This window comes from Mesorhizobium sp. LNHC209A00 (genome assembly GCF_000502915.1).
Taxonomy (GTDB): Bacteria; Pseudomonadota; Alphaproteobacteria; order Rhizobiales; family Rhizobiaceae; genus Mesorhizobium.
In genome coordinates, this window is record NZ_AYWT01000007.1 from 74,858 (window position 1) to 99,704 (window position 24,847).

Consider the following 24,847-nt stretch of genomic DNA (forward strand, 5'->3'; position numbering starts at 1 on the left):
GGTCACTTCACCGCGCCAGCGGTCATGCCCATGATCAGGTAGCGCTCCAGCGCGATGCCGATAACGGCAAGCGGCGCGATGGCCGCGGTGGCAAGCGCCGCCATCGACCACCAGTTGATGCCTTGCGAGCCCGTCTGGCTGGCAACCATGACGGGGATAGTCTTGGCGTCCGTCGAGGTCAAAAGAGCGGCGAAGAAGTACTCGTTCCAGCACAGCACCATCGCCAGGATGAAGGCGGCCACCATGCCCGGCAGCGCGATCGGCATGACGATACGGAAAAAGGCGCCCCAGATCGACAGGCCGTCGACGAGGGCTGCTTCCTCTAGTTCGACGGGGATGGAATTGAACTGGTCGCGCATGATCCAGATCACGATCGGCAGCACCATCAGCGTGTAGAGCAGGATCAGCCCGACGCGGGTATCGAGCAATCCGACTTCGCGGTAGAGCACCAGGAAAGGCAGGGCCAGCACCACCGGCGGCAGGATGAGCTGCGACAGGAAGAAGAAGGAGATGTCTTCGTTCTTGAACCAGGCGAAATGGTAGCGGTAGCGGGTCAGGCCATAGGCGGCGAGGCTGCCGATGATGATCGCCAGGCTCGACGCGCCAACCGAGGTGATGACCGAATTCATGAAGCGCTTGAGGAACTCGTCGCGCACCGTCGATGTCTGGAGGATCGAGTCCGGCGATAGGCCAAGCGATCGCCAGCCTTTCCAATCCGGCTGGAAGTCGACGAACGGGATCAGGTGGCCCTGCGTGACATCCACCGCCGTCTTGAACGATGTGGTGATGGTCCAATAGATCGGAAACAGGCAGATGAAGCCCCAGCAGGCGAGCGCGCCATAGATGAAGACGCGGCTGGCGAGGAAGCTCGCCGGCGAGCGGATTTCGGATGCGACGTAGTCGGTGGTCTGAACGCTCATCTCTACCTAATTCACATTGCGGACGAAACGGCTGGCGAACTTTAACAGCCAGGTCACGAACACCACGATGATGACGAGATACGCCATCGCCAGCATGGTGCCATAGCCGACATTCGAGCGGTCGCGGTACTCGCGATAGATGAAGCTCGAGACCGAATCGGTGGCGCCGCCCGGACCGCCCGAGGTGACCGTGATGATGATGTCGGCAAGCTTCAGCTTGAAGATGATGCGCAGGATCACCGCCGTCACCGACACCGGCAGCATCAGCGGGAACGTGACCTGCCAGAAGGTTTGCCAGGGCGTGGCGCCGTCGACACGTGCCGCCTCCAGCACCTCGCGCGACATCGCCTGCAGCCCCGCCAGCAGCATGATCATCATGAATGGAATGAAGGTCCAGGCGTCCAGCAGCATGATCGAGATGCGGGCGGTGATCGGGTTCGAGAAGAAGGCGGGGTCTTCCCAGCCGAGATGGCGCGCCAGCGTGGCTGCCGGTCCAAAGCGGTATTCCATCAGCGACTTGCCGATCATCCACGAGACCGCGACCGGCGATAGCATGAGCGGCATCAGGAACACCACCCGGAAGAATTTTCGAGCCCGGATCTGCGCGTTGAGCAGCAGCGCCAGACCAAAGGCGATGACATATTCGACCAGCACCGCCAGGACATAGAGCACCATGTTGAACAGGGCGTTGCGGTAGTAGGGATCGGCGAGCATCTGCCAGAAATTGTCGAGCCCGTTGAACCGGCGGCCGCTGAAGGAGGAGAGATTCCAGTCGGTAAGCGCGATGTAGAAGCCGAACAGGGTCGGGAAGATCACCATCGCAATGGTGAACAACAGGGCCGGCAGCAGGAACAGCGCGCGCTGGCCGTCCTCGCCACGTGTCAGAACCTGGCCGATGCCGATCGCCACACCCCACAGCACATAGGCGTAGACCACGGGCCGCCATGTCTCGAAGCCGATCGGATCGACCTCGGTCTTGTAGAGAATCTGCAGCACGATCGTGGCCAGCAGGCCAAGCGTGGCAATCGCCATCAGCGCCCAGCCCAGACGCCTGCGGCCCGGCGGGATCAGATCATAGGGGGTGGCGTCTGCCGGCCACCGGGTCGCGGTCGAAGTCTGGTCAGCCACAAATCTCGCCCGTTTGGAAGGGAAGGCTGTGGGCCGGCGTTGCCGCCGGACCACGGTTCATAGCGTAGCCTACATGCCGAGCGAAGCCTTGTAGAGCTTGATCTGCTTGTCGCGGCCGATCTGGTCGGTCAGCTTCTCCCAGGCGGCTGCGATGGCATCGGCGCCTTCCTGCGCCTTCATCTTGCCGGCGAAGGTGTTGGCCAGGATATCCTCGGCGGCGCTGTAATACTGGAAGATGCCGGGGATGCGCGGCTCGATCGCCGCGTTGGGGTGGTTGTAGCTGTCGCCTTCCGACTTCAGATACGAGGTGATGAACGCCTCGTCGTAGCCGGCCGCCACCCACTCCGGAATGTCGAAGTGCGAATTGCGATAGGGCTGGAAGCCCGACGGATACATCGCCGTCCAGATCGACAGGTCCTTGCCGCCGAGATGGGCGGCAGCCGACCATGCCGCCTTCTTTTTCTTTTCGTCGCTATCGACGCGCGCCATGACATAGACGCCCCAGCCGAGATAGGCGCAGTTGGGCGCATAGTTCGGGCCGCTGGCGAGCTTCTCCCACTTGCCGGTCTTGGAGTTGTAGACATCGTCGGAGCCCGGCAGGATCGAGAAGCCGGTGACATCGCCGATGACCGAGCTGTCATTGGTCTTGACGTTCGAGCCGACGTCACCCCACCAGGGGATCATCGAGCCGGTGCCGGCCAGGAACTGCTGAAAGGCGGTGGTGTTCGGGTCGGCATTGATCTGGTCGGCCGGCTCCGACGGCAAGGCGTCGATGACGTCCTGGATGGCGCGTACCCAGGCCGGATTGTTGACGCGTGGCTTCATCGTGTCGGCGTCGAACAGCCAGGCCTTGTCGTCGGGGTGCTTGGCGTAGGCGGTGGCACGGCTGCCAAGGAAGTAGAAGCCGAACCCGCCCCAGGGCTTGGGCGCGTCGAGATAGCCGTAGACGTCCTGACCCTTGAACTTCTTGCCTTTCAGGAACTTGGTCACTGCCTGAACCTCTTGCCAGGTCTTAGGCACGCCCCATTCGCTCGTCGCCCCGCCATCCTTCCACTGCTTGGCGAGGTCGGCGTCGGCAAACACGTCGGTGCGGTAGTTGAAATTGTGCGCGTCGCCGTCGATGGTGACCCGGTACTGCTTGCCATCCCAGGTGCCGACGGGCGGCTTGAGGTAGTTGACGAGATCGTCGAAGTCGATCTGCTTCTTGACCCAGTCGGGCATCTCCGAAGTCAGGCCCTTGCCGCAGACGTCGCCCTCGAACGGCGCGCCCATCTCGATGATGTCGAAGTCGACGGTGCCGGTGGCGATCGACTGCTGCAGGCGGGCGTTGTAGTCGGCCTGCGCCAGGTCGATCCAGCTGATCTTGGCGCCGGTATAGGTTTCCCACGGCTTCAGGAAACCACGGAACAGGACGTTGTGCAGGTTCTGGTTATTGAGGCCCATGAAGGTGAGCTCGACGCCGGCGAACTCGCCTTCCTTGACATTGGCCTTGGTCGCCTCCAGGCAAAGCTCGCCGACCTTCTGGAAATCGGCGTCTGTCGGTTGGCCTTTGCCAACCCCGGGGATCTGCAGGATTTTCGAGCGCAGTTCGCTTGCGGCGGAAGCCGGGCGCGTCAGCGCGCCAAGTCCGGCGCCAGATGCGGCCGCGATCGCGGCCATCGAGGCCGCGCCCTTCAATATGTCACGCCTTGTGGCGCCGGCACGTACCAGTTTGTCGTAAAGACCTACTCGCATGGACTATTTCCTCCCAGAACGTTAGTCGTGAATCGAAAGTGCCAATCGTGCCGGGCGCTGGCCTTTTAGAAGCGAAATCAGGACCCCAACCTGCGTCGCTTCGCGTTCCGTTTTTTCGGGTAGAGAACCGGCGTTCGGATTGGCGCTCGCCACTATTCTCACAACCAAACGCCGTGTCAACGACGACGGGTTTTTATCTATAAGAGACCGACTTGCCCTGACCGGTCGCGTTGGTTAGCTTCTGCGCCTACGGCCAGTGGAGCCGATGGGGGAACGATGGCTCAAGTCGCGATCAGCAATGTGGCCAAGGCGTTTGGAACCGTCAAGGTTCTGCACGAAGTCAGCGTCGACATCGCCGATGGCCAGTTCGTCGTGCTTGTCGGCCCGTCCGGTTGCGGAAAGTCCACGCTGCTCAGGATGGTGGCGGGGCTGGAGACCGTATCCGGCGGCACGATCGCCATCGGTGACCGTGTCGTCAATCACCTGCCACCCGCAAAACGCGACATCGCCATGGTGTTCCAGAACTATGCGCTCTACCCGCACAAGACGGTCGAGCAGAACATGGCCTTCGCCCTCAAACTGCGCAAGACCGATCCGGCCGTGGTTGCCGAGCGGGTCAAGCGCGCCGCCGACATCCTCGACCTCAGCCCCTATCTGAAGCGCTACCCGCGCCAGCTTTCCGGCGGCCAGCGTCAGCGCGTCGCCATGGGGCGCGCCATCGTGCGCAATCCGCAGGTATTCCTGTTCGACGAGCCGCTTTCGAACCTCGACGCCAAGCTGCGCGTGCAGATGCGCACCGAGATCAAGGAACTGCACCAGCGGCTGAAGACCACCACCATCTATGTCACCCACGACCAGATCGAAGCCATGACGATGGCCGACAAGATCGTCGTCATGCGCGATGGCCGCATCGAACAGGTCGGCGCGCCGCTGGAGCTTTTCGACAGGCCGGCGAACCTTTTCGTTGCCGGCTTCATCGGCTCGCCGTCGATGAACCTGCTCAAGGGTATCGGGCGCAAGGGCGGCGTCGAGATTGCCGGAACGCTATTCCCGGTGGCTCCGAACAACACCGTCGAGGAAGGGCGCTCCGTCGTCTATGGCGTGCGCCCCGAACATCTCGAAATCCATCCCGATGGCGTGCCGGCGAAGATTTCCGTGGTCGAGCCGACCGGCTCGGAAACCCTGGTGTTCCTCCGCTTCGGCGACGGCGAGATGGTGGCGCTGTTCCGTGAGCGTCATGACTTCAAGCCCGGCGATACGCTGAAGCTTCGGCCAAGGCTCGACCATATCCATCTGTTCGACGCCGAGACCGGCAAGCGTCTCTGATCTCAAACGCACTTCACGAGGACCATCATGCTCAAAGGGATCGATCCGTTGCTCAATGCCGACGTGCTCCAGGCATTGCGGGCGATGGGGCATGGCGACGACCTGATCATCGCCGACACCAACTTCCCGTCCGATTCGGTGGCGCGCCAGACGGCGCTCGGTCGGGTGCTGCGCATCGATGCGCCGGCCGCGAAAGTGGTCAAGGCGGTTCTGTCGCTCTACCCGCTGGACACCTTCGTCGATGATTCCGCCGCCCGGATGGAGATCGTCGGAAAGCCGGGCGAGATCCCAGCCGTGCAGAAGGAAGTCCAGAAAGAGATTGACGCCGCGGAGGGCAAGTCCTGGCCGATGGTGCCGGTCGAGCGTTACGCCTTCTACGAGCGCGCCAAGCAGGCCTATTGCGTCATCCAGACCGGCGAACGCCGCTTCTACGGCTGCTTTGCCTTCCGCAAGGGCGTCGTGCCGCCGGATGCGGAGTAGCGGCATGGCCTCGGGCAAGCCGGTCGTCATCCTCGGTGTGTTTGTCGCCGACACTGCCTACAGGGCCGAGCGCCAGCCGCGCATGGGCGAAACGATCCTTGGCAATTCCTTCAAGCTGGGGCCAGGCGGCAAGGGGTCGAACCAGGCCGTGGCCGCTGGCAAGCTGGGGGCCGGCGTCGCTTTCCTGACCCGCCTCGGTGTCGATGCCTTCGCCGACATGGCCAAGCGGACTTGGAAGGATGCCGGCGTGAAGAGCGCCGCCATCGACACGCCGGACAGCTACACCGGTGCCGCCTATATCTTCGTCGAGGAGGGAAGCGGCAACAATGCCATCATCGTCAGCCCCGGCGCTGCCATGCTGATCACGCCCGAGGACATCGAAGCCAATGCCGACCTTATCAGGGGCGCCGGAGTTTTCGTGACGCAGCTCGAACAGCCGATCGATGCCGCGATGCGGGCGTTGGAGATCGCGCGCGGGGCCGGGGTGACGACCATCCTCAACCCGGCACCGGCGGCAAAGCTTCCCGACCGCATCTACACACTGTGCGACTATCTTACACCGAACGAGACAGAGACGGAGGAATTGACGGGGCTGAAAGTTTCGTCGGTCGACGAGGCCCGCTCCGCCGCCGGCAAGCTGCTCGAAAAGGGCGTCGGCACGGTCATCGTCACGCTGGGCGACAAGGGCGCGCTCCTGCACACGAAGGATCGCTCCGAGCATATTTCCGCCATCAGTGCCGGCCCTGTCGTCGAAACCACCGGCGCGGGGGACGCCTTCAATGGCGGACTGGCCGCAGCACTCTCACGAGGCGTGGAGCCGCTGGAGGCGGTGCGCTTCGCCTGCGCCGTCGCTGGCATTTCGGTGACCCGACCAGGCACGGCACCGTCGATGCCGACATTGCAGGAGGTCGAGGCGTTGCTGGCCAAGCGCTGAGGCTGCTCAGGGCTCGCGGGGTCCCCGGAGCCAGACCGTTCTGGCCTCCGGGTCCCGTGCCAGTGGGCATTGAGAAGCTACTGCATGACGTAGCAGCGCTTTCCCTGGTCGGGAGCGGGATCACCGAATGCATCGTTGTCGCATTGAACGCCATTGCGGAACACGTCCTGCGTGAACCGGCCGCGGGCGCCATACCTGACCACCTTGCGGCCATAGAAGTCGCAGAATTCGCCTTCCTCGGCGCAGACCGCCCACTGCTCGCGGCGAGGCTGATCGTAGTCGTCGTTCGACTCGTCACGGTCGCGCTTCACAATGAAGCAGAACTTTTCCCTGCCTGGCGCGGGATCGCCGAAAATGCGGTTCGAACAGGGTATCGCGTTGCGCTCGATGTAACGCGAGGTCGTGCGGCCCCTGGCGCCGTAGACGACCTCGGCGGGATAGGGCAGGCGGCAGATCTCCCCCTCGCGAGCGCATCGCTGCAGCCGGTCGGCCGACGCGGCGGCGGGAAAAAGGACGGATGCGGCCGCCGTCGCGCCGCCCAGGCAAAGCAGCGTGAATATCGTTCGCGTGGAAATGTTCGGTGCAATTGACATTACGTCCTCCATGCCATTCCGGCAGCATACTCCAATCTGGCTGCCTGCGGCATGAATCGAGCCTTTTGTGGGCGATTGCGCAAGCAGATTCGCAACGACCAATTCGGTCGCGTCTGCAGGGCCGCTTGGTCCGTTGCTTGTCGACCCACAGGAATCGCGTCGTGGTTACGGCATCGCTCATGCATGGGTGCTTTTAGACCCAAGAAAAACCTGCCGAAGAAGGCCTTCGGAACGCTGTTCCTGGAGAGAATTTTGACAATTTGTCGGCATTTCCCCGGAGCCAAGGATCATCATCCTTGAGGGAAATGGCGCGAGTGACGGGGCTCGAACCCGCGACCTCCGGCGTGACAGGCCGGCACTCTAACCAACTGAGCTACACCCGCGCATTGACGAGCACGTGTCAGCCGTGTTCGTCGTTGGGGCGCTGGATAAGGGGTTCGCTACCGGGTGTCAAGCGCACCAAACCATCATAACGCCAAACAGGAGAAGGTTTTTTGACAGCCGGCATTTTGTTCGCAAATCCGGCCTGCGAACAGGGCATCCCGCACTCATTTGGCCTTGCGAAGCAAGTCCCGACCGCTTAAAGGTCCGGCCCGGAGCGGGCGATTAGCTCAGTTGGTAGAGCGCTTCGTTTACACCGAAGATGTCGGCGGTTCGAGCCCGTCATCGCCCACCATTCAAACCCGCATTTCAAGTCAGCTGAGAGCCGGCCGCTGGCGAATGCGGTATCACGGCGGCACCATACGGAAATCCTTCCCCTCGGGCAGCAATTGCCCGCCGTCGACCACGATGGTCGTCCCGGTGATGTAGCTGGCGTCGTCCGAGGCGAGGAACAGGAAGGCGTTGGCCACGTCGCGCGGGCTGCCGAGCCGGCCGAGCGGGATCGAATCCTCCATGTTCTTGATATAGGCGGCGCCGCGGTGCTCCTGGATGGCTTCGGTGAGGATGTTGCCGGGTTCGACGCCGTTGACGGTTATGCCATAGCCGGAGAATTCAAGCGCTGCCGCGCGAATGAAGCCGTTGATGCCTGCTTTCGTAGCCGAATAGTGGCCGTGGCCGGGGCTGGTGACGTGCGGGCCGGTGATGGAGGAGGTGTAGAGCATGCGGCCAAAGCGCTGCGCCTTCATCGGCACCAGGGCCGCGCGGCTGGCGTTGAAGGTGCCGCGCAAATTGACCGCCATGACGCGGTCCCAGTCGTCGGCGCTGGTATTCTCGATCAACTGCCAGGGATAGATGCCGGCATTCTGGACGATGATGTCGAGGCGGCCATGGTGTTGCAACGAAAGCGCCACGGCGGCCTCGGCGTCGCTCATTCGCGAGATATCGGTGCGGATGAAGGGGACGCCGAGCTCATCCGCACTTGCCTGCCCGGCCTCGGTCTCGGAGTCGGCGAGCACCAGCCTCGCACCTTCCTCGGCGAAGCGCAGCGCGATGCCCTTGCCGATGCCGCGCGCGCCACCGATGATCAGCGCCACCTTGTCGTTCAATCGTCCGGTCATGCGAGCCGTCCTGTCACGCCAGTCTTTGGCGAATGGTTTGCTTGAATGCGTCGAGCAGCACGGCGGCCAGCACCAAGAGGCCATGGATGACCTGGGTGAAGTTGGCGGGCAGGCCCATCAGGTTGATCGCCGTGTTGATGGCCGACAGCAGGAGCACTCCGGCATAGACGCCAGGCAAGGTGCCGACGCCGCCCTTCAGGCTGACGCCGCCGATAACCACGGCCGCGAAGGCGTTGAACAGAAGGCCGACGCCCAGATTGGCGGTGGCGCCCGAGGTGCGGATCGCCAGCAGCCAGCCGGCCAGCCCTGCGATGGCGCCGGCGAGCACGAAGGCGATGATCAGGTTGCGGTTCACCCGGATGCCGGCACGGAAGGTCGCGGTTTCATTGCCGCCGATCATCACCAGGTGCCTGCCGAACGGGGTCTTGGCCATGATCAGCGAGAACACCACGAAACAGGCCACCGCGATCCAGGCGGTAAGCGGCAGGCCGACCAGGCGTTGGATGCCGAACCAGCGGATGGCGGGTGCCAGGTCCTGTGCCGAGCGGCCGCCCGAAATGACCAGCACCAGGCCGCGCACCCAGATGTAGGAGGCGAGCGTGATGATGAAGGCGCTCATCTTGACCTTGACCACGAGATAGCCGTTGAAGGCGCCGATGAGGCCGCCGACGGCCAGCGCCAGCAGCAGCGAGACCGGAACCATCAGCCATTCCGGGTGCAACCGCACGCCGAGGCCGATGCCCGAGGAACAAAACAGGATGCCCACCACCATGGCGCTGAGCGCGGCGACGGATTCGACCGACAGGTCCATGTGCCCGGCAATGATGACCAGCGCCAGGCCGATCGACATGACGCCGAGCACGCTCGACGCCTCGATGATGTTGGCGAAGATGCCGAGCTGGAAATAGTTCGGGATGAAGAGCGAGAAGACGACCAGGACAAAAAGCAGCATGAACCAGACGAGATTGTCGAGGACGAACTCCAGGGCATGGCGTGTGCGAGGGTTCATGTGTCGATCCGGTTGGCGCGCGGGATCAAGGCCGCGGCAGGTTGCCTGCGTCTCGTTTCATTCGGGCAGGGAAGGGCTCCGGGCCGGGTATGGCCCGGAGCGGTCGGGCCATCTGTCTATTCGACCGACTTGACGGTATCCGTCGGCGGCTTCTGGTTGCCCCAGAAAGCCGGGTTGTCGACGTTTTCCTTGGTGATCGCGGCACCCGGAATCTTGATGTTGGGGCCCCAGGCTTCCTTGGTGAGGGTCGATTTCAGGCCAAGCACATCGTATTCGCCGGGCTTGATCTCTTCCTTCTTGACGACCTTGTCCATGAACATGGCGACGGCAGCGGCCTGTGCGTAAAGCGGCTGCTCGACCTCGACGTTGAGCCAGCCCTTGCGGATCAGGTCGAGGCCGACCGGTGCGCCGTTCGAGCTCATCAGCATGACGTCGCCAGGCTTCTTGCCGGCGGCCTCGAGCGAGGCGACGGCGGCGACCGACAAGTGTGCGGCATGGCTGAAGATCAGGTCGATGTCGGGGTTGGCCAACATCTGGTCGGCAACGATGGTGCCGGCGTTGCTGGCCTCCCATTGCATGGCCGGCAGCGAGATGATCTTGACGTCCGGGAACGCCTTCATCTTCTCCTCGAAACCCTTCTGGATGTCCAGCGTGTAGGGATCGCCGGGATCGCCAAGCACCTGCAGGACCTTGCCCTTCACCGAGCCGTTCTTGGCTTTCAGAAGCTTTTCGGCCTGCTCTGCGGCGACGTAGCCGATCTCGACAGTGCCCGCGACCGACGTGAAGTCGGACGGTGTCGACGTGATCTGGCGGTCGAACTCGACCACCGGAATGCCGGCGGCGCGCGCTGCCTCGATCGATGGTTTCAGCGCATTAAAATCGACGGCGGCCAGGATGATCGCCGCCGGCTTCAGCGCGATGACGTCGTTCATCTGCGATTGCTGCGCGTCGGTCTTGTTGTCGGCGTTCAGCGTCTTCATCTCGTAGCCGGTCTGTTTCAGGAACAGCTCCAGCGCGCTCACCGAGCCGGTCTGGAACTCGTCGAGCAATGTCGGCACCATGTAGTAGACAATACCCTTGGACTGGGCGAATGCCGGCGTGAGCGTGGCAAAGGCCAGTGCCAGGATACCGAAGACAGCAAGAAGTATTCGCTTCATGTCGTTGGCTCCCTGTTAAGCCGGACCCCTCTATGTCCCTCGGCCCGCCGGTCCGGCACCGGCAAGCGTCTCTCCGGTGATCATGTTGATCACCGCATCGGGACTTGTCTTGTTGCGTGCGACATCGCCTGCCACGACGCCTTGCCGGATGACCACGATCCGGTCGGCGACCTGAAAAGCCTGCTGCATGATATGGGTGATGATGACGACGCCGATGCCCTGGCTCGCCACCTGGCGGATCATGTCGAGACCGCGCCGCGTCTGCTCGACGCCAAGCGCGGCGAACGGCTCGTCGAGCAGCACCAGCTTGCCGCCCCAATGCACGAAGCGGTTCAACTCGATGGCCTGCCGCTGGCCGCCCGAGAGATGCTCGACATTGGTGCGCAGCGAAGGAATGCGGGTCCCGGCGCTGGCCAGCGCCTTGCCGACCACGGCTTCCATGGCGCGCTCATCGAGCACCGGAATGCCAAGCACCTTCCTGGTGATCTCGCGGCCCATGAAGAAATTGGCCACCACATCGACATTTGTGCACAGCGACAGGTCCTGGTAGACGGTCTCGATGCCCGCCGCCTTGGCTTCCGCCGGCGACCGGGCCAGGAATTCCTTGCCCTCGAACAGCATGCGGCCGGAGGTCGGTTCGAGACCGCCAGATATGATCTTGACCAGCGTCGACTTGCCGGCGCCATTGTCGCCGAGCAACGCCACCACTTCGCCCTTGCCGATGGAAAAGCTGATCCCCTTCAGCGCTTCGATCGCGCCGTAGTTCTTGGTCACGTTGTCGAGCACCAGCAGAGGTTCGCTCATGCGGCAATCTCCCTGGCCGAAAGTATGTCGCGGCCGCGCTCGCGTTCGGCGGCGAACATCTGGCCGAAGCGTGGCGACAACACCCCTGAAACGGCGAGCGCCGCCGCACCGCGCAGCACGGCATGCTGGCCGCCGCCGGCGACGACGACACGCGGCGTCTTGCGGTCCGCGCGTGCCGAAACCGAATTGTGCAGCGGTTCGGCCGCGTCCGCCAGGCGCTCGAGCAGTTCCGATGCCGCCAGGCCGCCGAGCACGACCGTCTCTGGATCGAAGAGGTTTTCGATAATGGCGATGGTGTTGCGGAAGATCGGGCCGACTTGCGCCACCCAATCGGCGTCGTTGCCGGCCCGGCGGCCTCGCGCCTCGAGCGACAGGTAGCGCTCGAGGCAGCCTCGGTTGCCGCAGGGGCAAAGCTCGCCATCGGGGACCACGGGAATGTGGCCGATCTCGCCCGCATTGCCCCAGGCGCCGCGCAGAACGCTGCCGTCATGCATCATCGCGCCGCCAAGTCCGACGCCGAAATAGAGATAGTAATAGTCGGAATGGCGGGCTCCGATGCCATAAAGCCGCTCGCCCATCGCGGCGGCGGCCATGTCGCTCTCGAAGAACGCCGGCAATCTTGTCGCGGCCGTCAGCCGCTCACGCAGCGCCACATGCTTCCAGCCGGTCATCGTGGTCGGGCCGACAAAGCTCATGGAGTCCACATCGAACGGGCCGGGAAGCGCCATGCCGACGCCGATGACGCGGCCGCCTGGCCGCTTGCCCGTCAGGTCGCGGACCATGGCGCCAATCTGGTCGAACGCGTGATCGGGCGTCGCGTTGGACGCCTCGCGGCGTGAACTCTCGATGACGTCGCCGCTGAGATTGATCAGCGCGGCGTCTATTCCAAGCGGCGTCAGGTGGATGCCGACGGCATAGCCGCCTTCCGGGTTGATGCGCAGCGTCGCCGGTGGCAGGCCACGCCCCTTCGGCTCTTCGCGCAAGGACAGGATGTAGCCCTGTTCCTCCAGTTCGCGAACGATGGTCGACACGGTCTGCACGGTGAGCCCGACGTGCCTGGCGATGTCGCCACGTGCAATCGGGCCATGACGGCGGATGGACTCAAGCACGATGCGCCGGTTGTACGGCCGCCCGAACTCCTGATTGGTCCCCCGCAATGCCATGCCTTGCGCCTCCACCTGACGTAAGGTTCGCATCAAATATTTATTCAGTCAAATGGAATTCAAAAATGATTCGGAACGCGGGGAGCCGCGGATATGACGGTTTACGGCGGTGCGGGATACCGCATGACGAGGAGAGGTGTGCCTGACCGGCACCGGCGGCTCCGGATTCAGCAAGCCAGCGGTCGATCTTGTTAGAGATACTGGGCGACTTTCCTGCCGACAGTCAGGAAGCGCAGCGGATCGATCGCCTCGCCATTGTGACGCACTTCATAGTGCAGATGCGGGCCGGTCGAGCGCCCGCTGCTGCCGGTCTTGCCGATGACGGCGCCGGCGTCCACCTTCTCGCCCACCGTCACGTCGATCTCGCTGAGATGTCCGTAGCGCGTGGCAAAGCCATTGCCATGGTCGATCTCGACCATGCGGCCATAGCCGCCATTCCAGCCGGCCTTGGTTACGATGCCGGGCGCGGTGACCTTGGCCGCCATGCCGATCGGGGCCCTGAAATCCATGCCCGAATGCAAAGCGGCCGTCCCGAGAATGGGATCGGTGCGCACGCCGAACGGACTGGTGACGGAGTGGCCAGGGGCAGGGTTTTCAAGCGGCAACCGGCGCGCTTCCTTCTTTAGGTGATCGAGCGCATCCAGCGCCTCGTCCAGTTCCTTGACCTTGCTGTCGAAGATCATCGACGAGTCGAGCGGAATCAGCGGTCCGCCGACATCGCTTTCGTTCTTGCCGAAATCACTGTCGACCGGCAGCCCGGCCGTCCGCAGCGCCTGCTGGATGGCATCGGCGCTTTTATAGGCATTGTCAGCGAGCGTGTTGATGCGGCTGAGCTGTTCATTCTCGATGGATTTCAGCGACTGGTTAATCGAAACGAACAGCCTGTCGGCGTGATCGGCGGCTGAGTCGCTGGGCAGCGGATCGGTGCGGGTCGACCACAAGGAGAAGGGCCTTGTGTCGGCGGTGCCGAGGTCTGCGCCCAAGCTGGCAATCGCGTAGTTCTGCGCTGGCTGGCCGATGCTGCCGGTCACCTCGGCGCCTTTGTCCGGCTTGGCGGCCGCGGCCGGATCTTCGGCGGGCACCGTTCCGACCTCACCTTCGGCACGTTCGAGCAGTGGGCCGAGACGGCCATGCCGCTGGCTCAGCTGCGTCTGGCGCTCGAGCAGTTCGCTGACTTTGGTTTCCATCAATTGCTGGTCGAGCAACTGCCTGCTCGTAATGCGGTCGACCTGGGCGCGAAGCGCCGAAATGCGGTCCTCGTAAGCCTGCTGCATGCGAGCCTGGCGCGCCGTGGTGGCGCCGATCAGGTCGTCACGCAGAACCAGATAGGATGTGGCCAGGAGGTAGCCGATGGCAATGGCGGCGAGTGCTGAACCAATGAATGCCGCCAACCAGGGGCGGATCGTGAAGTGCCTGATCTGGTCGCCCCGGGCGATGATGATCGTATGCGGTTCCTTGCGCCTGCCGAAGACTGCGGACTGACCGGTTGCGTTCACGGGACCAAGCTTTCGTTACGACACCACGACAGCCTGATTACACATTATTAGGGTTAACAAAGGCTTGCCGTATCAGCTGCGCCACGCCGAACGCCCGCAATGCAGGCAAGAGGTTGCATGGGAATCGCCAGGGACGGCGCTACGTCGCGAAATCGTTGGCGAAGAGCCCCAATGTTCCACCAGCAGCGGTCAGTCACGCGCTGAGCAAGGTCCAGGTTTCTTAACTGTATTCGATTGCGTTTAATTGACTTTTTTCGAGTAAAGGCTTGCCGGTATTTCGGATTCATCGTGGCGGTAGGAATGCTGGACGACCTGATTGGCAAGATCGTCGACAAGATTTCGGGCGCCAGTCTGCTGGCGACCGGGCTTTTGCTGCTGACGGCCTTTGTCAGCGCGCTCGTGGCCTATTGGCGCACGGTCGAGGAGAAGAGCTGGAAGGAGTTTTTCGAGTTCGTCGTCCCCCATGAGGTCATCACCCATCCCTCCGCGAAAGCCGACCTGCTGTTCTGGGTCACCAAGAAGGCCCTGATGCCTTTCCTGATGCTGCCCGCCGGAATTGTCTTCGTCACGGCGGTGGGCTACGGGACCAACTGGCTGTTTTCGACACTGTTCCAGTTTCAGCCGCCTCTGATCGAGGGGCCGGCAGGACCGGTGACGGTGCTGATCTTCACCATCAGCATGCTGCTCGCCTACGACATTTCCTATTATCTCTATCACGTCGCCCAGCATCGCTATCCGATGCTTTGGGAGCTGCACAAGGTGCATCACTCGGCCGAGGTGATGGTCGGGATCACCAAGGATAGGGTCCATCCGCTCGACGAGCTGATGAACCGAGCCTGGGACGGGCTCATCGTGGGGCTGTGCTTCGGCCTCTGGTCGTTGATTTCGCTTAACCTTGTCGAACTGACGGTCTTTGGCGTCAACGTCTATGTGATGCGGAACATCTTGATGATGGATTTTGTCAGGCACACGCATTTCAAGATCTCGTTCGGCCCGCTCAACAACTTGATCCTGTGTCCTCATTGGCACCAGCTGCATCACAGCGTCGATCCACGCCACTACGACAAGAATTTCGGGCTGCTCTTCTCGTTCTGGGACCGGCTCTTTGGAACATTGTGTGTGCCGAGGCCCGACGAGGACTTCAAGTTCGGACTGGTCGACCGCGATGTGCGCGACTACCAGTCGCTCGCCGGCCTTTATGTCATGCCGCTGAAGCGGATGTGGGGTCATATTGCCAGGCGTATCCGGCCTGGAAAGCGACAGCCACGGACCGCGCGACCATCGGAAGGGACACGGCCATGAACGCCCCCGTCACGCTTTCCATCCAGCGGACACACACCTTCGAAATCGTGACATCGGCGGGGCGCCTGGCCGAGATCGCACCGGCCTGGAGCACGCTCTGGCAGCGGGCTGGCGGGTTTGTCTTCCAGCATCCCGACTGGATCGCGGCCTGGTGGCGCACCACCCCGCATCAGGAGCGGCGCGCACTCAGGATTGGGCTTGCCTGGAACGGCGACCGGCTCGAGGGCGTGATAGCGCTCGCGACCTTCAGGCGCTCCGGCATCCGCATGCTCGAATGGGCGGCGAAGGACCACAGTGACTATGGTGACGCGCTGGTTGCACCCGACAGCGACCCGCAGGCGATCTCCCGCCTTTGGCAGTATGTTTTCGATCAGGGCGGCTTCGACCTGATCTACCTCAACCGTCTGCTGCCGGATGCCGGTGTTCATGCCCTGCTGCGCCCGGCCCATGGCAAGGCGCTTCGGCCCAACCACCGCGGTGAAATCAGCTATCGTGTCACTGGTCCCTGGCGGAGTGGGGCGGAATGGTTCGAGACGTTGTCGAAAAAGGGCCGGCAGAACTATCGTCGTGGCCGCAAGTTCATGGAAGAGAGCGGCGCATTGCGTTTCCGCTTGCTGGATGCGGATGATCCGCGCGAGCCGGTGCTCGAGCGGGTGGCGACGCTGAAGCGGCTCTGGCTCGTTCGGCATGGCCGCGCTTCGGATCTGTTCGATGAGGGCTCGCCGGTTCTCACCGCGCTTATTTCCGTGCTGGCCGACCTCGGGCTGTTGCGCATCTTCGTGCTTGAGCTTGACGACACGATCATCGCTGTCTCGATCAACTTCGAGCAGCACGGCACGATGATGGCTTTCGTCACCACCTACGACCCCGAACACGAGCGCGCCTCGCCGGGTATGGTGCTGATGATGGACTATATCCAGTGGTCGCTCGACCGTGGCCTTGCCACGATTGATTTTCTCTGCGGCGGCGAGGATTTCAAGCGCCGCTTCGCCACGCAATCGGTCGCGCTGTCGTCGATGATGGGTGCGCGCGGCTTGCGCGGTCATCTCGCCGCACTGGCCGACCATGTGGACCATGTTTCGAAATCCTGGAAGACGCGGCGGCAGCCGAAAGCCGACGCGGTGCCTGACGAATAGCCCCATGATCGTCTTTTGCGTCGCGGGCTTTGGCGACGCTCAAAGCGCGCGAACGGCTTCCAGAACGGCCTCGGCATGGCCCTTGACCCGGACCTTGCGCCAGATCTTGGCAATCCGTCCGTCACTGCCGATCAAGAATGTCGCGCGCTCGACACCCATGTATCTGCGGCCGTACATCGATTTCTCGACCCACAGATTGTAAGCCTCGATCACCTTGCGCTCCTCGTCGGCGGCAAGATCGATGGTGAGATCATATTTCGACTTGAACTTGTCGTGCTTCTTGGCGCTGTCGGGCGACAGGCCGATGACGACAGCGCCGGCCTTCTCGAATTCCGGCTTCAACCGCGAGAAGCTGATCGCCTCTTGCGTGCAGCTTGTCGTATCGTCCTGCGGATAGAAATAGAGCACGACTGGCTTGCCGGCGGATGCGGCCAGGCTGAGCGATCCGCCGCCGTCCCGCGGCAGATCGAATTGCGGCGCGGGATCGGCTACTTCCAGGTCAGCCATATCGATGCCCTTGTTTGAGGTTACGCGCGAAGCCACACCGATATAGTGTCGACCGGGGATTCGTCCACGAGCGAGTTTGTACAACGGAAGATTGCGTGGATCAGGAGCAACCGCAGCACGAGAAAATCCGGTTCAGGCGGGACGAAATCACCGACCTGGGGGCCCTGCCGTCCGCGTGCCGCGTCCCGCCCCTTGGCCAGGCGGCGATCGGCCGCGGTTTTCGCATCCTTTCGCGCGTGTTTGCCGGCGTGGTCGCGTTCATGCTGCTGGCCGCGACGGCGGTCTATCTCGTCGGCCTTTCCGGCATTGGTTCGGACCGGCTCCGCGTCGAGGCGGAGAGCGCCATCGAGAGGCTGGCGGGCGTCGACGTCGATGTCGCGGTCGGGCCCGCCCGCATCACGCTCGACAGTTCGAGCTTCGTGGCGCTGCAGGTGAGCGATGTCAGCCTGAAGACATCGGACGGCAAACCCATGGCCGATGCCGGGCGTGTGCGCTTCGGTATCCGCCTGGTGCCGCTTTTGTGGGGCGAGGTGCGGCTGACCAGTGCCAGGATATCCGATGCCCGCATCGTCATGGCCGCGATGCCGTCCGGCGGCGACTGGACCGCGGCGCTGCGCAACGAGAGCGGCCTCGTCGATCCGGAGAAGCTGTCGGACGCGGTGTTCGGCTACATCCATCGTGCGCTCGACGCCGTGCGGGAAGATTCGATGCGCCGGATCGATCTCAGCAATGTCGAGTTCGTGCTGCCCGACGCTGGATCGATCAAGCTGATCAAGATCGCCGACGCCACCGTGGTTCAGTCGGGGCCGGGCGGCATGGAGTTCACCTCCGAAGCCGACGTCGACGGCAGGACAGTCACCGTTGTAGCCTCCGCCACCCGTAATATCGCGGCGCACCGGGTGACGGCGTTGGATGCCAGCATCAATCTGGCGGATGCCGGCGCCACCGCTGCCGGCTCCGGCAAGCTTGGTGCCGTCGCGCTGAAGTTGACAGGATCGGAAGGGTCAGGTGCCACCGCATCACGCTTGACGGCCGCCCTTTCGTCCACCGGGTCCGTGCTGGATCTCGGCACACGCGGGCTGCTGCCGGCGGATGCCGATGTCAATGCGACGCTTGTCCATGGCTCCAACAAGATCCAGGTGGACAGGCTGCTCTTGAAAACCGGCAGGTCTTCATTCGATTTCGGCGGCTCGATCGGGCCAAAACCAGCAACCGGGGTGGCTGGTGAGGAACCCTCCTACCGTTACGATCTGACCAGCGACGGTTCGACCCTGGCTCCATCGGAATCTCCTGAGCCCGCGCTGATGTTCCTGGCGCGCATCGCCGGCATCTACCAGCCGCAAAGCCATAAACTGGTGGCCGAGCAGATCGCGGTTCGGTCCGCCGGGTCCGGCGAGGTGCTTGGCACCGCGGCCGTGGAATTCGCGGAGGGCAAGGCTCCCGGGATCAATCTGGCGCTCAACATCCATGACATGCCGGTCTCGCACGTCAAACAGCTGTGGCCGTGGTTTTCGGCGCGCAATGCGCGGCTCTGGGTGCTGAACAATCTGTTCGGCGGCCGCGTGGTCGACGGCAGCCTGCAGTTCCAGGTGGTGCCGGATCGCCTCGGCAATGGCGTGCCGCTTTCCGCCGACGAGGTCTTCGGCCGCTTCCAGATCGAAGGCGCGCGTTTCGACACTGCCGGCCGCATTCCGCCGATCCGCGACGCGGTGGGCGTGGTCGGATTCCACGGCAACGATGTCGACGTATCCTTGTCTTCGGGCACCGTCTTCATGCCGAGTGGCCGCACGGTGGCGGCCAGCAACGGCACGCTGACGGTCAAGGCCGCCAACCGTCCGCCGGTCATCGGCGCACTTGACATCGATGTCGAGGGGGAGGCGCCGGCCGTCGCCGAGCTTGCCTCCTACGAACCGATCAACGCCATGCGCCATGTCGGCATCCTGCCTGAGGATCTTTCCGGCAGCGTCACCGGCCACGTCAAGGCGGACATTCCGCTGCAGTCGGGCGTTGATACCGCGAAGCTCGATTGGCTGGTGTCGCTCGACTACACCGGCCTGTCCCTGGCCAAGCCGTTCGAGGGGCAGGCCGTGACGGACGCGGACGGCTCGATCACGGTCGACCCGCAAAAGGCCGTCATTTCGGCCAAGGCATCGCTGAACGGCATTCCGGCCGAACTCGATCTCGTCGAGCCGTTGGCGGATGATGGACCGGCGCGCAGCCGCAAAGTCGCCCTTGTGCTCGACGACAAGATCCGCGCCGCCGCCATGCCCGGCCTGACGCCGCTGCTTGGCGGAACGGTGAAGGTCGCGATCGACAAGAGCGGCAACGGCAACCAGAACGTTTCGGTCGACCTGACCAATGCCAGGCTGGACATTCCCTGGGCTGGCTGGAGCAAGGGGGCGGGGGTTCCCGCCAGCGCCAACTTCGTCATGACCAAGTCCGGCGACACCACGACGCTGTCCGACTTCGACCTCGGTGGCAAGACATTCTCCATCGATGGCGGCATCGTGCTGGTCAACGGCGCGCTGTCGTCGGCCAAGTTCAGCAGGGTCACCCTGAACCGGGGCGATGATGTTTCCGTGTCGGTGAAGCGATCGGGCAAGGGCTATGCGGTCGGCATCAATGGCAATGCGCTTGATGCTCGTTCGCTGATCAAGCAGTTCACATCCGATGTGGACACCGCGACCAAAACGACAGGAACTGACAACATTTCGGTCAGTGCGGACGTCAATCAGCTCACCGGTTTCCACGACGAGCAACTCTCCAACCTGAAGCTCGACTACAGTGCGGCCGGTTCGCGGGTGAACGGACTGAAGGTCAGCGCGACGGCGAGTTCGGGCGCCGCCATCGCCATCAGCAACACCACCGGCGACGGCAGGCGTTCGCTCAATGTGCAGTCGGCGGACGCCGGCGCCATCCTGCGGTTCCTCAACATCTATGAGCACATGGAAGGCGGATCGATCACGCTGGCGCTGACCGGGGCCAGCGACGGGCCGATGAAGGGCAAGGTCGACACCACCAACTTCTTTGTCGTCAACGAACCCAAGCTCGCCTCCATCGTCTCGACCACGCCGGCCGGCGACAGCCGCAGCCTCAACCAGGCGGTAAAGGGCAAGCTCGACACGTCGCGGGTGAAGTTCGAGCGCGGCTACGCCGAAATCGACAAGGGCAGCGGCTATCTCCGGCTGACCAATGGCGTGCTGCGCGGCCCGCGCATCGGCACGACCTTCCAAGGCATCCTCTACGACCAGAACAACAATATGGATATGACCGGCACTTTCATGCCGGTCTACGGCCTCAACCGCATCTTTGGCGAGCTGCCCATCGTCGGCGCGCTTCTGGGCAACGGCCGCGACCGCGGCCTAATCGGCGTCACCTACCGCCTCAGGGGAAATGCGAACAAGCCGGTGCTCGACGTCAATCCGCTGTCGGTGATCGCGCCGGGGATATTCAGGTCGATCTTCGAGTACCGCTAGAGTAATTCCAGGAAAAGTGTGAACCGGTTTTCCGTCCGGAACTGCGCCAAGACAAATAGTGGGAGCCGTTTCCAGGAAACGGCTCCAAGGGCCTCATGCCGGCCTGACCAGGATGTGTTTTTTCCTGCCCAATGAAAGCTTTATGACGTTTTCCGGACTCAGATCCTGAAGCGTCACCATGCGGCGATCGTCGCTGACCGGCTGGTCGTTCAGGCGCACGGCGCCGCCTTGGATATGCCGCCGTGCCTCGCCATTGGATGATGCCAGCCCGGCGCTGACCAGTAGCGACAGGATGCCGACACCGGCTTCGAGCGCGGCCTTGTCCGCCTCGACGGTCGGCAAAGTGTCGGCCAGAGCGCCTTCCTCGAAAGTCTTTCGCGCCGTCTCGCTGGCCTGTTCGGCGGCCGCGCGGCCATGCAGATGGGCGGTGATCTCGGTCGCGAGGATCTTCTTTGCCTCGTTGATCTCGGAGCCGCCCAGTCGCTCGAGCCCTGCGACCTCGTCCAGCGGCAATGTGGTGTAGAGTTTCAGGAACCGGGCAACGTCGGCATCCTCGGTGTTGCGCCAGTACTGCCAGAACTCGTAAGGGCTCAGCATCTGCGGATCGAGCCAGACCGCACCCGACGCCGACTTGCCCATCTTGGCGCCGGACGAGGTGGTGAGCAGCGGCGTGGTCAGCGCATAGAGTTGCGCATCTTCCATACGGCGACCGAGATCGATCCCGTTGATGATGTTGCCCCATTGGTCGGAGCCGCCCATCTGCAGGCGGCAGCCGAGGCGCTTGTAGAGTTCGACGAAATCATAGGCCTGCAGGATCATGTAGTTGAATTCGAGGAACGACAGCGATTGCTCGCGATCGAGCCGCAACTTGACGGAATCGAACGCAAGCATGCGGTTGACGGAAAAGTGCCGGCCGACATCGCGCAGGAAATTGACGTAGTTGATCTCCATCAGCCAGTCGGCATTGTTGACCATGACCGCATCGTTCGGACCAATGCCGAATTTGAGGTAGGGCATGAAGTTGCGGCGGATGCCGGCAAGATTGTCGTCGATGTCTTGCGGCGTGAGCAGCTTGCGCGCCTCGTCCTTGAAGGAGGGATCGCCGATCATCGACGTGCCGCCGCCCATCAGGGCGATCGGCCGATGGCCGGTCTGCTGCAGCCAATGCAGCATCATGATCTGGATCAGCGAGCCGGCATGCAGGCTTCTGGCGGTGGCGTCGAAGCCGATATAGGCCGTCACCGTTTCCTTGGCGAAGAGTTGGTCGAGACCGGCATCATCCGAGGTCTGGTGGATGAAACCGCGCTCGCTCATGGTGCGCAGGAAATCGGATTTGAAGGCAGGCATGGTTTTTTCCCGAAAGCGTATGCCCGGTCCAGCCGGGCATATGTGAACGCGCGCGTTTAGCACCCAAGCGCGATCAGCAAAAGTGGAATCCGGTTTTGCGTCGGATCGCGCGCCAACAAGGAGCCCGCGATCAGCAAAAGTGGAATCCTGTTTTGCGTCGGATCGCGCGCCAACAAGGAGCCCGCGATCAGCAAAAGTGGAATCCTGTTTTGCGGCCGGCGCGGAGGGAATTTGCCAATCCTTGCCTCATCCATGCCGCTGGCGTAATGAGGCGCCGCGCAAGGGCAGCGCCCGCACGCCGCGACGGGGTCATCCCGCAGATCAGATCCGGAAAGCTCCCGCGATGAACAGAAACTACCTCTTCCTCTTCCTGTTCAGCTTGGTCATGAGTATCAGCGGCTTGGCGAGCCTTCCGCCGATCGACCGCGATGAATCCCGCTTTGTCCAGGCGACCAAGCAGATGGTCGAAACCGGCGACTATATCGACATCCGCTTCCAGGATGTCTCGCGCTACAAGAAGCCGATCGGCATCTACTGGCTGCAATCGGCTGCTGTCGCATTGAGCGGCGAGGGCGCGGCCGCGCCGATCTGGGTGTACCGCCTTGTCTCGATGCTCGGAATCGCGCTCGCTGTCCTGGGCATCGGCTGGACGGGCACAAAATTGTTCGGCGCCAATGCCGGCCTTGCCGCCGGCCTGATGATGGCGGCGATCTTCGCAACCGCGTTCGAGGGACGCGACGCCAAAACCGATGCCATGCTTCTGGCCTGTTGCGTGGCCGCGCAGGGCGCGATGGCACAAGTCTACCTTGCGTCGCGCCGCAACGAGCCGGTGGCCGGCCATCTGCCGTGGATATTCTGGTTCGCGCAAGGCGTCGGGATCCTCATCAAGGGGCCCGTGGCCCCGCTTCTGTCACTGCTGACGGCGGCCGCGCTGTTTGCTTTCGAACGCGACTGGCGCTGGCTTTTGAAGCTGAAGCTGGTGCGCGGCGTCGCGCTCGTTTTGCTCATCGTGCTGCCCTGGGTCGCTTTTATCGGCTGGAAGAGCGGCGGCGCCTTTTTTCAGGAAGCCGTCGGCAAGGATATGCTGAACAAGGTCGCGTCGGGCGAGGAATCGCACGGCCTGCCGCCTGGCTTCTACATGCTGACCTATTCGCTGTTCATGTGGCCGTTCGGCCTGATCGCGGTCGGCGCTGGCCTGCAGGCCCTCAACCGAGTGCGCGACGATTTCAGGCTGCGCTTTTGCCTGGCATGGTACATTCCGTTCTGGCTGGTGTTCGAACTCATCCCGACCAAACTGCCGCATTACGTCCTGCCGGCCTATCCCGGCATGGCGCTGCTGATCGGCTGGGNGTGGTCGACCGCGTTCGGTCTGGTGGTGGTCAGCCTCGGGCTGGCGGCGGTTTGTGTCGGGGCACCGATCTACATTACGCACAGCTTCTCGTGGTGGAGCATTCCTGCGGCAGCGTCAGCACTCGGCGCCGGCTATCTCGCATTCTCCAGGCAGTTACAGGTGCCGCTGCCTCGCATCGGAGCCACCGCCGCCTGCGCGGGCATCACCTATGCCTTGCTGTTCGGGGTCATCGCGCCGTCGCTGAAACCGATGTGGCTGAGCCCGGCGATCAGGCAAGCCGTGCTTGCCAACCAGGCATGCGACACAACGGTGCTGGCCTCGGCGCGATATCAGGAGCCGAGCCTGGTGTTTCTGGTCGGCACGAAAACGGTGCTGACCGATGTCGGAGGCGTGGCGGAGCACCTGCTCGCCGATCCTGCCTGTGCCTTGGGGCTGGCCCCCATCGGGGATGAGCAGAAGCTCAATGGCATGCTGTCGGTGCGAGGCAAATCGGTGAACCGCGTCGCTGAAATCGATGGCCTCAACTATTCGTCGGGAGACAAACTGTCGCTCGGCCTTTATCGTGTAGCCCAATGACGGCTGGGTCGATGACAGAGTCCAGTTTCCAATGCTCGTGAAATCACGCCCACCAGTTACCAACTCCCCCCTCGGGATAGGACGCCGGTCCCTCGGCAATTTTCGCGACACCCTACGGATCGCAAGGCGGCGCCTCGCCGTTCGGCCCGCTCGCTATCCAAACATCTCATGGTGGGCGTGGGGACTGGTCTGGGTCTTTCTGACGGCAGCGGCCTTTGTTCGTCTCGATACGCCGGCGGGGGTGGCTCATGGCCAATGGTCGGCGGGTGCCGCCAGGCTTGCCGAATTCTTCACGCAGTTCGGGCTGGGCGGCTGGTATCTCATCCCGTCCGCGCTTCTGCTTGTCGCGGCCAATCTGACGGATTGGCGAAGCCTTCCGCGGCGCGCGCAGATGCTGGTCTACAGCTGGACTTGTCTGGCTTTTCTGGTGCTGAGCGCCGTTGGCCTGTCGGGCCTGACCGTCAATGTCCTGAAATATGCCATTGGCAGGGCGCGCCCGCTCTACTTCCAGGATTTTGGCGTCCTTGCACTGCACCCCTTTGCCTTCGATGCGCGCTTTGCTGGCTTTCCGTCCGGCCATGCCACGACGATGGGCGCCGTCTTCGGTATCCTGCTGCTTTTGTTTCCGCGGCGTTGGTACATCGCCCTGGTGGTCACCGGCTGCATCGCCTCGACCAGGATCTTCGTCGGCGCGCACTATCCGAGCGACACCGTCGCCGGCTTCGGCCTCGGCTGTGCCTTCGCGCTGGCGTGCGGACTGGTCTTTGCCAGGCTCGGTTTCATCTTCCGGCCGACAACTTCAGGTTTGCCGGTCCGCAAATCATCGTTCCGGCTTATTGCTCCAGAAAAATAAGTCGCTGCCGGACCGCGGCACGCCATGTGGCGAGGAGGCGGATATTGACCGCCCGC

General features: G+C 63.0%; 20 protein-coding genes and 2 tRNA genes. 9 read left to right on the forward strand and 13 right to left on the reverse strand.

The window, feature by feature from the left end; genetic code table 11:
* Positions 1–2: 2 nt before the first annotated feature.
* The 3 genes from X739_RS147490 to X739_RS147480 all read right to left on the reverse strand — a co-directional run bounded on the left by X739_RS147490 (position 3) and on the right by X739_RS147480 (position 3,782).
* A complete protein-coding gene (locus tag X739_RS147490) occupies positions 3–920 on the reverse strand; it encodes a carbohydrate ABC transporter permease (RefSeq protein WP_015318192.1) in 918 nt (305 codons plus the stop codon).
* Positions 921–926: 6 nt separating this feature from the next.
* A complete protein-coding gene (locus X739_RS147485; protein WP_031248099.1) occupies positions 927–2,048 on the reverse strand; it encodes a sugar ABC transporter permease in 1,122 nt (373 codons plus the stop codon).
* Between the two features lie 69 nt (positions 2,049–2,117).
* Positions 2,118–3,782, reverse strand: coding sequence for a sugar ABC transporter substrate-binding protein (locus tag X739_RS147480; protein ID WP_023795085.1), 1,665 nt, complete (start codon positions 3,780–3,782; stop codon positions 2,118–2,120).
* A gap of 276 nt (positions 3,783–4,058) precedes the next feature.
* On the opposite strand from X739_RS147480, the gene ugpC reads away from it, so the two are divergent.
* The 3 genes from ugpC to rbsK are packed head-to-tail and all read left to right on the forward strand — an operon-like array spanning position 4,059 to position 6,522.
* Positions 4,059–5,108 carry a sn-glycerol-3-phosphate ABC transporter ATP-binding protein UgpC gene (gene ugpC, locus X739_RS147475; protein WP_023783847.1) on the forward strand — a complete coding sequence of 350 codons (1,050 nt, stop codon included), beginning with the start codon at positions 4,059–4,061 and terminating at the stop codon, positions 5,106–5,108.
* Between the two features lie 27 nt (positions 5,109–5,135).
* Complete coding sequence (locus X739_RS147470) at positions 5,136–5,588, forward strand: RbsD/FucU family protein (RefSeq protein WP_023773219.1); 453 nt, start codon at positions 5,136–5,138, stop codon at positions 5,586–5,588.
* A 4-nt stretch (positions 5,589–5,592) separates the two neighbouring features.
* Positions 5,593–6,522, forward strand: a complete 930-nt coding sequence (gene rbsK / locus X739_RS147465) for a ribokinase (RefSeq protein WP_023773218.1) — start codon at positions 5,593–5,595, stop codon at positions 6,520–6,522.
* A gap of 77 nt (positions 6,523–6,599) precedes the next feature.
* On the opposite strand, the gene X739_RS147460 is transcribed toward rbsK, so the two are convergent.
* The gene (locus X739_RS147460) at positions 6,600–7,115 is read right to left on the reverse strand and encodes a hypothetical protein (protein ID WP_023773217.1); all 516 of its coding nucleotides are present in this window, start codon (positions 7,113–7,115) and stop codon (positions 6,600–6,602) included.
* A 306-nt stretch (positions 7,116–7,421) separates the two neighbouring features.
* Positions 7,422–7,498: transfer RNA gene (locus X739_RS147455), tRNA-Asp, on the reverse strand.
* Between the two features lie 217 nt (positions 7,499–7,715).
* On the opposite strand from X739_RS147455, the gene X739_RS147450 reads away from it, so the two are divergent.
* Positions 7,716–7,791, forward strand: a tRNA-Val gene (locus tag X739_RS147450).
* A gap of 52 nt (positions 7,792–7,843) precedes the next feature.
* Here X739_RS147450 and X739_RS147445 read toward each other — a convergent pair.
* The 6 genes from X739_RS147445 to X739_RS147420 all read right to left on the reverse strand — a co-directional run bounded on the left by X739_RS147445 (position 7,844) and on the right by X739_RS147420 (position 14,243).
* Complete coding sequence (locus X739_RS147445; protein WP_023773216.1) at positions 7,844–8,614, reverse strand: SDR family NAD(P)-dependent oxidoreductase; 771 nt, start codon at positions 8,612–8,614, stop codon at positions 7,844–7,846.
* Between the two features lie 13 nt (positions 8,615–8,627).
* The gene (locus X739_RS147440; RefSeq protein WP_023773215.1) at positions 8,628–9,623 is read right to left on the reverse strand and encodes an ABC transporter permease; all 996 of its coding nucleotides are present in this window, start codon (positions 9,621–9,623) and stop codon (positions 8,628–8,630) included.
* Positions 9,624–9,739: 116 nt separating this feature from the next.
* A complete protein-coding gene (locus X739_RS147435; RefSeq protein ID WP_023773214.1) occupies positions 9,740–10,780 on the reverse strand; it encodes a sugar ABC transporter substrate-binding protein in 1,041 nt (346 codons plus the stop codon).
* Between the two features lie 30 nt (positions 10,781–10,810).
* A complete protein-coding gene (locus X739_RS147430) occupies positions 10,811–11,584 on the reverse strand; it encodes an ATP-binding cassette domain-containing protein (protein WP_023773213.1) in 774 nt (257 codons plus the stop codon).
* Entirely contained in the window at positions 11,581–12,747 is a 1,167-nt protein-coding gene (locus tag X739_RS147425; protein ID WP_023773212.1) for an ROK family transcriptional regulator, read from the reverse strand. The genes X739_RS147430 and X739_RS147425 overlap by 4 nt, the downstream gene beginning before the upstream one ends.
* A gap of 191 nt (positions 12,748–12,938) precedes the next feature.
* Entirely contained in the window at positions 12,939–14,243 is a 1,305-nt protein-coding gene (locus tag X739_RS147420) for a M23 family metallopeptidase (RefSeq protein WP_023773211.1), read from the reverse strand.
* A gap of 300 nt (positions 14,244–14,543) precedes the next feature.
* On the opposite strand from X739_RS147420, the gene X739_RS147415 reads away from it, so the two are divergent.
* Positions 14,544–15,545, forward strand: a complete 1,002-nt coding sequence (locus X739_RS147415) for a sterol desaturase family protein (RefSeq protein ID WP_023773210.1) — start codon at positions 14,544–14,546, stop codon at positions 15,543–15,545.
* Positions 15,542–16,681: a GNAT family N-acetyltransferase gene (locus X739_RS147410; RefSeq protein WP_023773209.1), complete on the forward strand. Its 1,140-nt coding sequence runs from the start codon at positions 15,542–15,544 to the stop codon at positions 16,679–16,681. Before X739_RS147415 ends, X739_RS147410 begins: the two co-directional genes overlap by 4 nt.
* 39 nt (positions 16,682–16,720) lie before the next feature.
* On the opposite strand, the gene X739_RS147405 is transcribed toward X739_RS147410, so the two are convergent.
* Positions 16,721–17,188, reverse strand: a complete 468-nt coding sequence (locus tag X739_RS147405) for a peroxiredoxin (protein WP_023773208.1) — start codon at positions 17,186–17,188, stop codon at positions 16,721–16,723.
* A 95-nt stretch (positions 17,189–17,283) separates the two neighbouring features.
* On the opposite strand from X739_RS147405, the gene X739_RS147400 reads away from it, so the two are divergent.
* On the forward strand, positions 17,284–20,664 hold the full coding sequence (locus X739_RS147400; protein WP_023795086.1) for a DUF3971 domain-containing protein: 3,381 nt from the start codon (positions 17,284–17,286) through the stop codon (positions 20,662–20,664).
* A 93-nt stretch (positions 20,665–20,757) separates the two neighbouring features.
* Here the strand turns inward: X739_RS147400 and tyrS are convergent, their stop codons facing one another.
* Complete coding sequence (gene tyrS, locus X739_RS147395; protein ID WP_023795087.1) at positions 20,758–22,011, reverse strand: tyrosine--tRNA ligase; 1,254 nt, start codon at positions 22,009–22,011, stop codon at positions 20,758–20,760.
* A gap of 343 nt (positions 22,012–22,354) precedes the next feature.
* Here tyrS and X739_RS147385 point away from each other — a divergent pair, with 343 nt between their 5' ends.
* A complete protein-coding gene (locus X739_RS147385) occupies positions 22,355–23,938 on the forward strand; it encodes a glycosyltransferase family 39 protein (protein ID WP_023795088.1) in 1,584 nt (527 codons plus the stop codon).
* A gap of 241 nt (positions 23,939–24,179) precedes the next feature.
* Complete coding sequence (locus X739_RS147380) at positions 24,180–24,791, forward strand: phosphatase PAP2 family protein (RefSeq protein ID WP_245273892.1); 612 nt, start codon at positions 24,180–24,182, stop codon at positions 24,789–24,791.
* Positions 24,792–24,847: the final 56 nt, after the last annotated feature.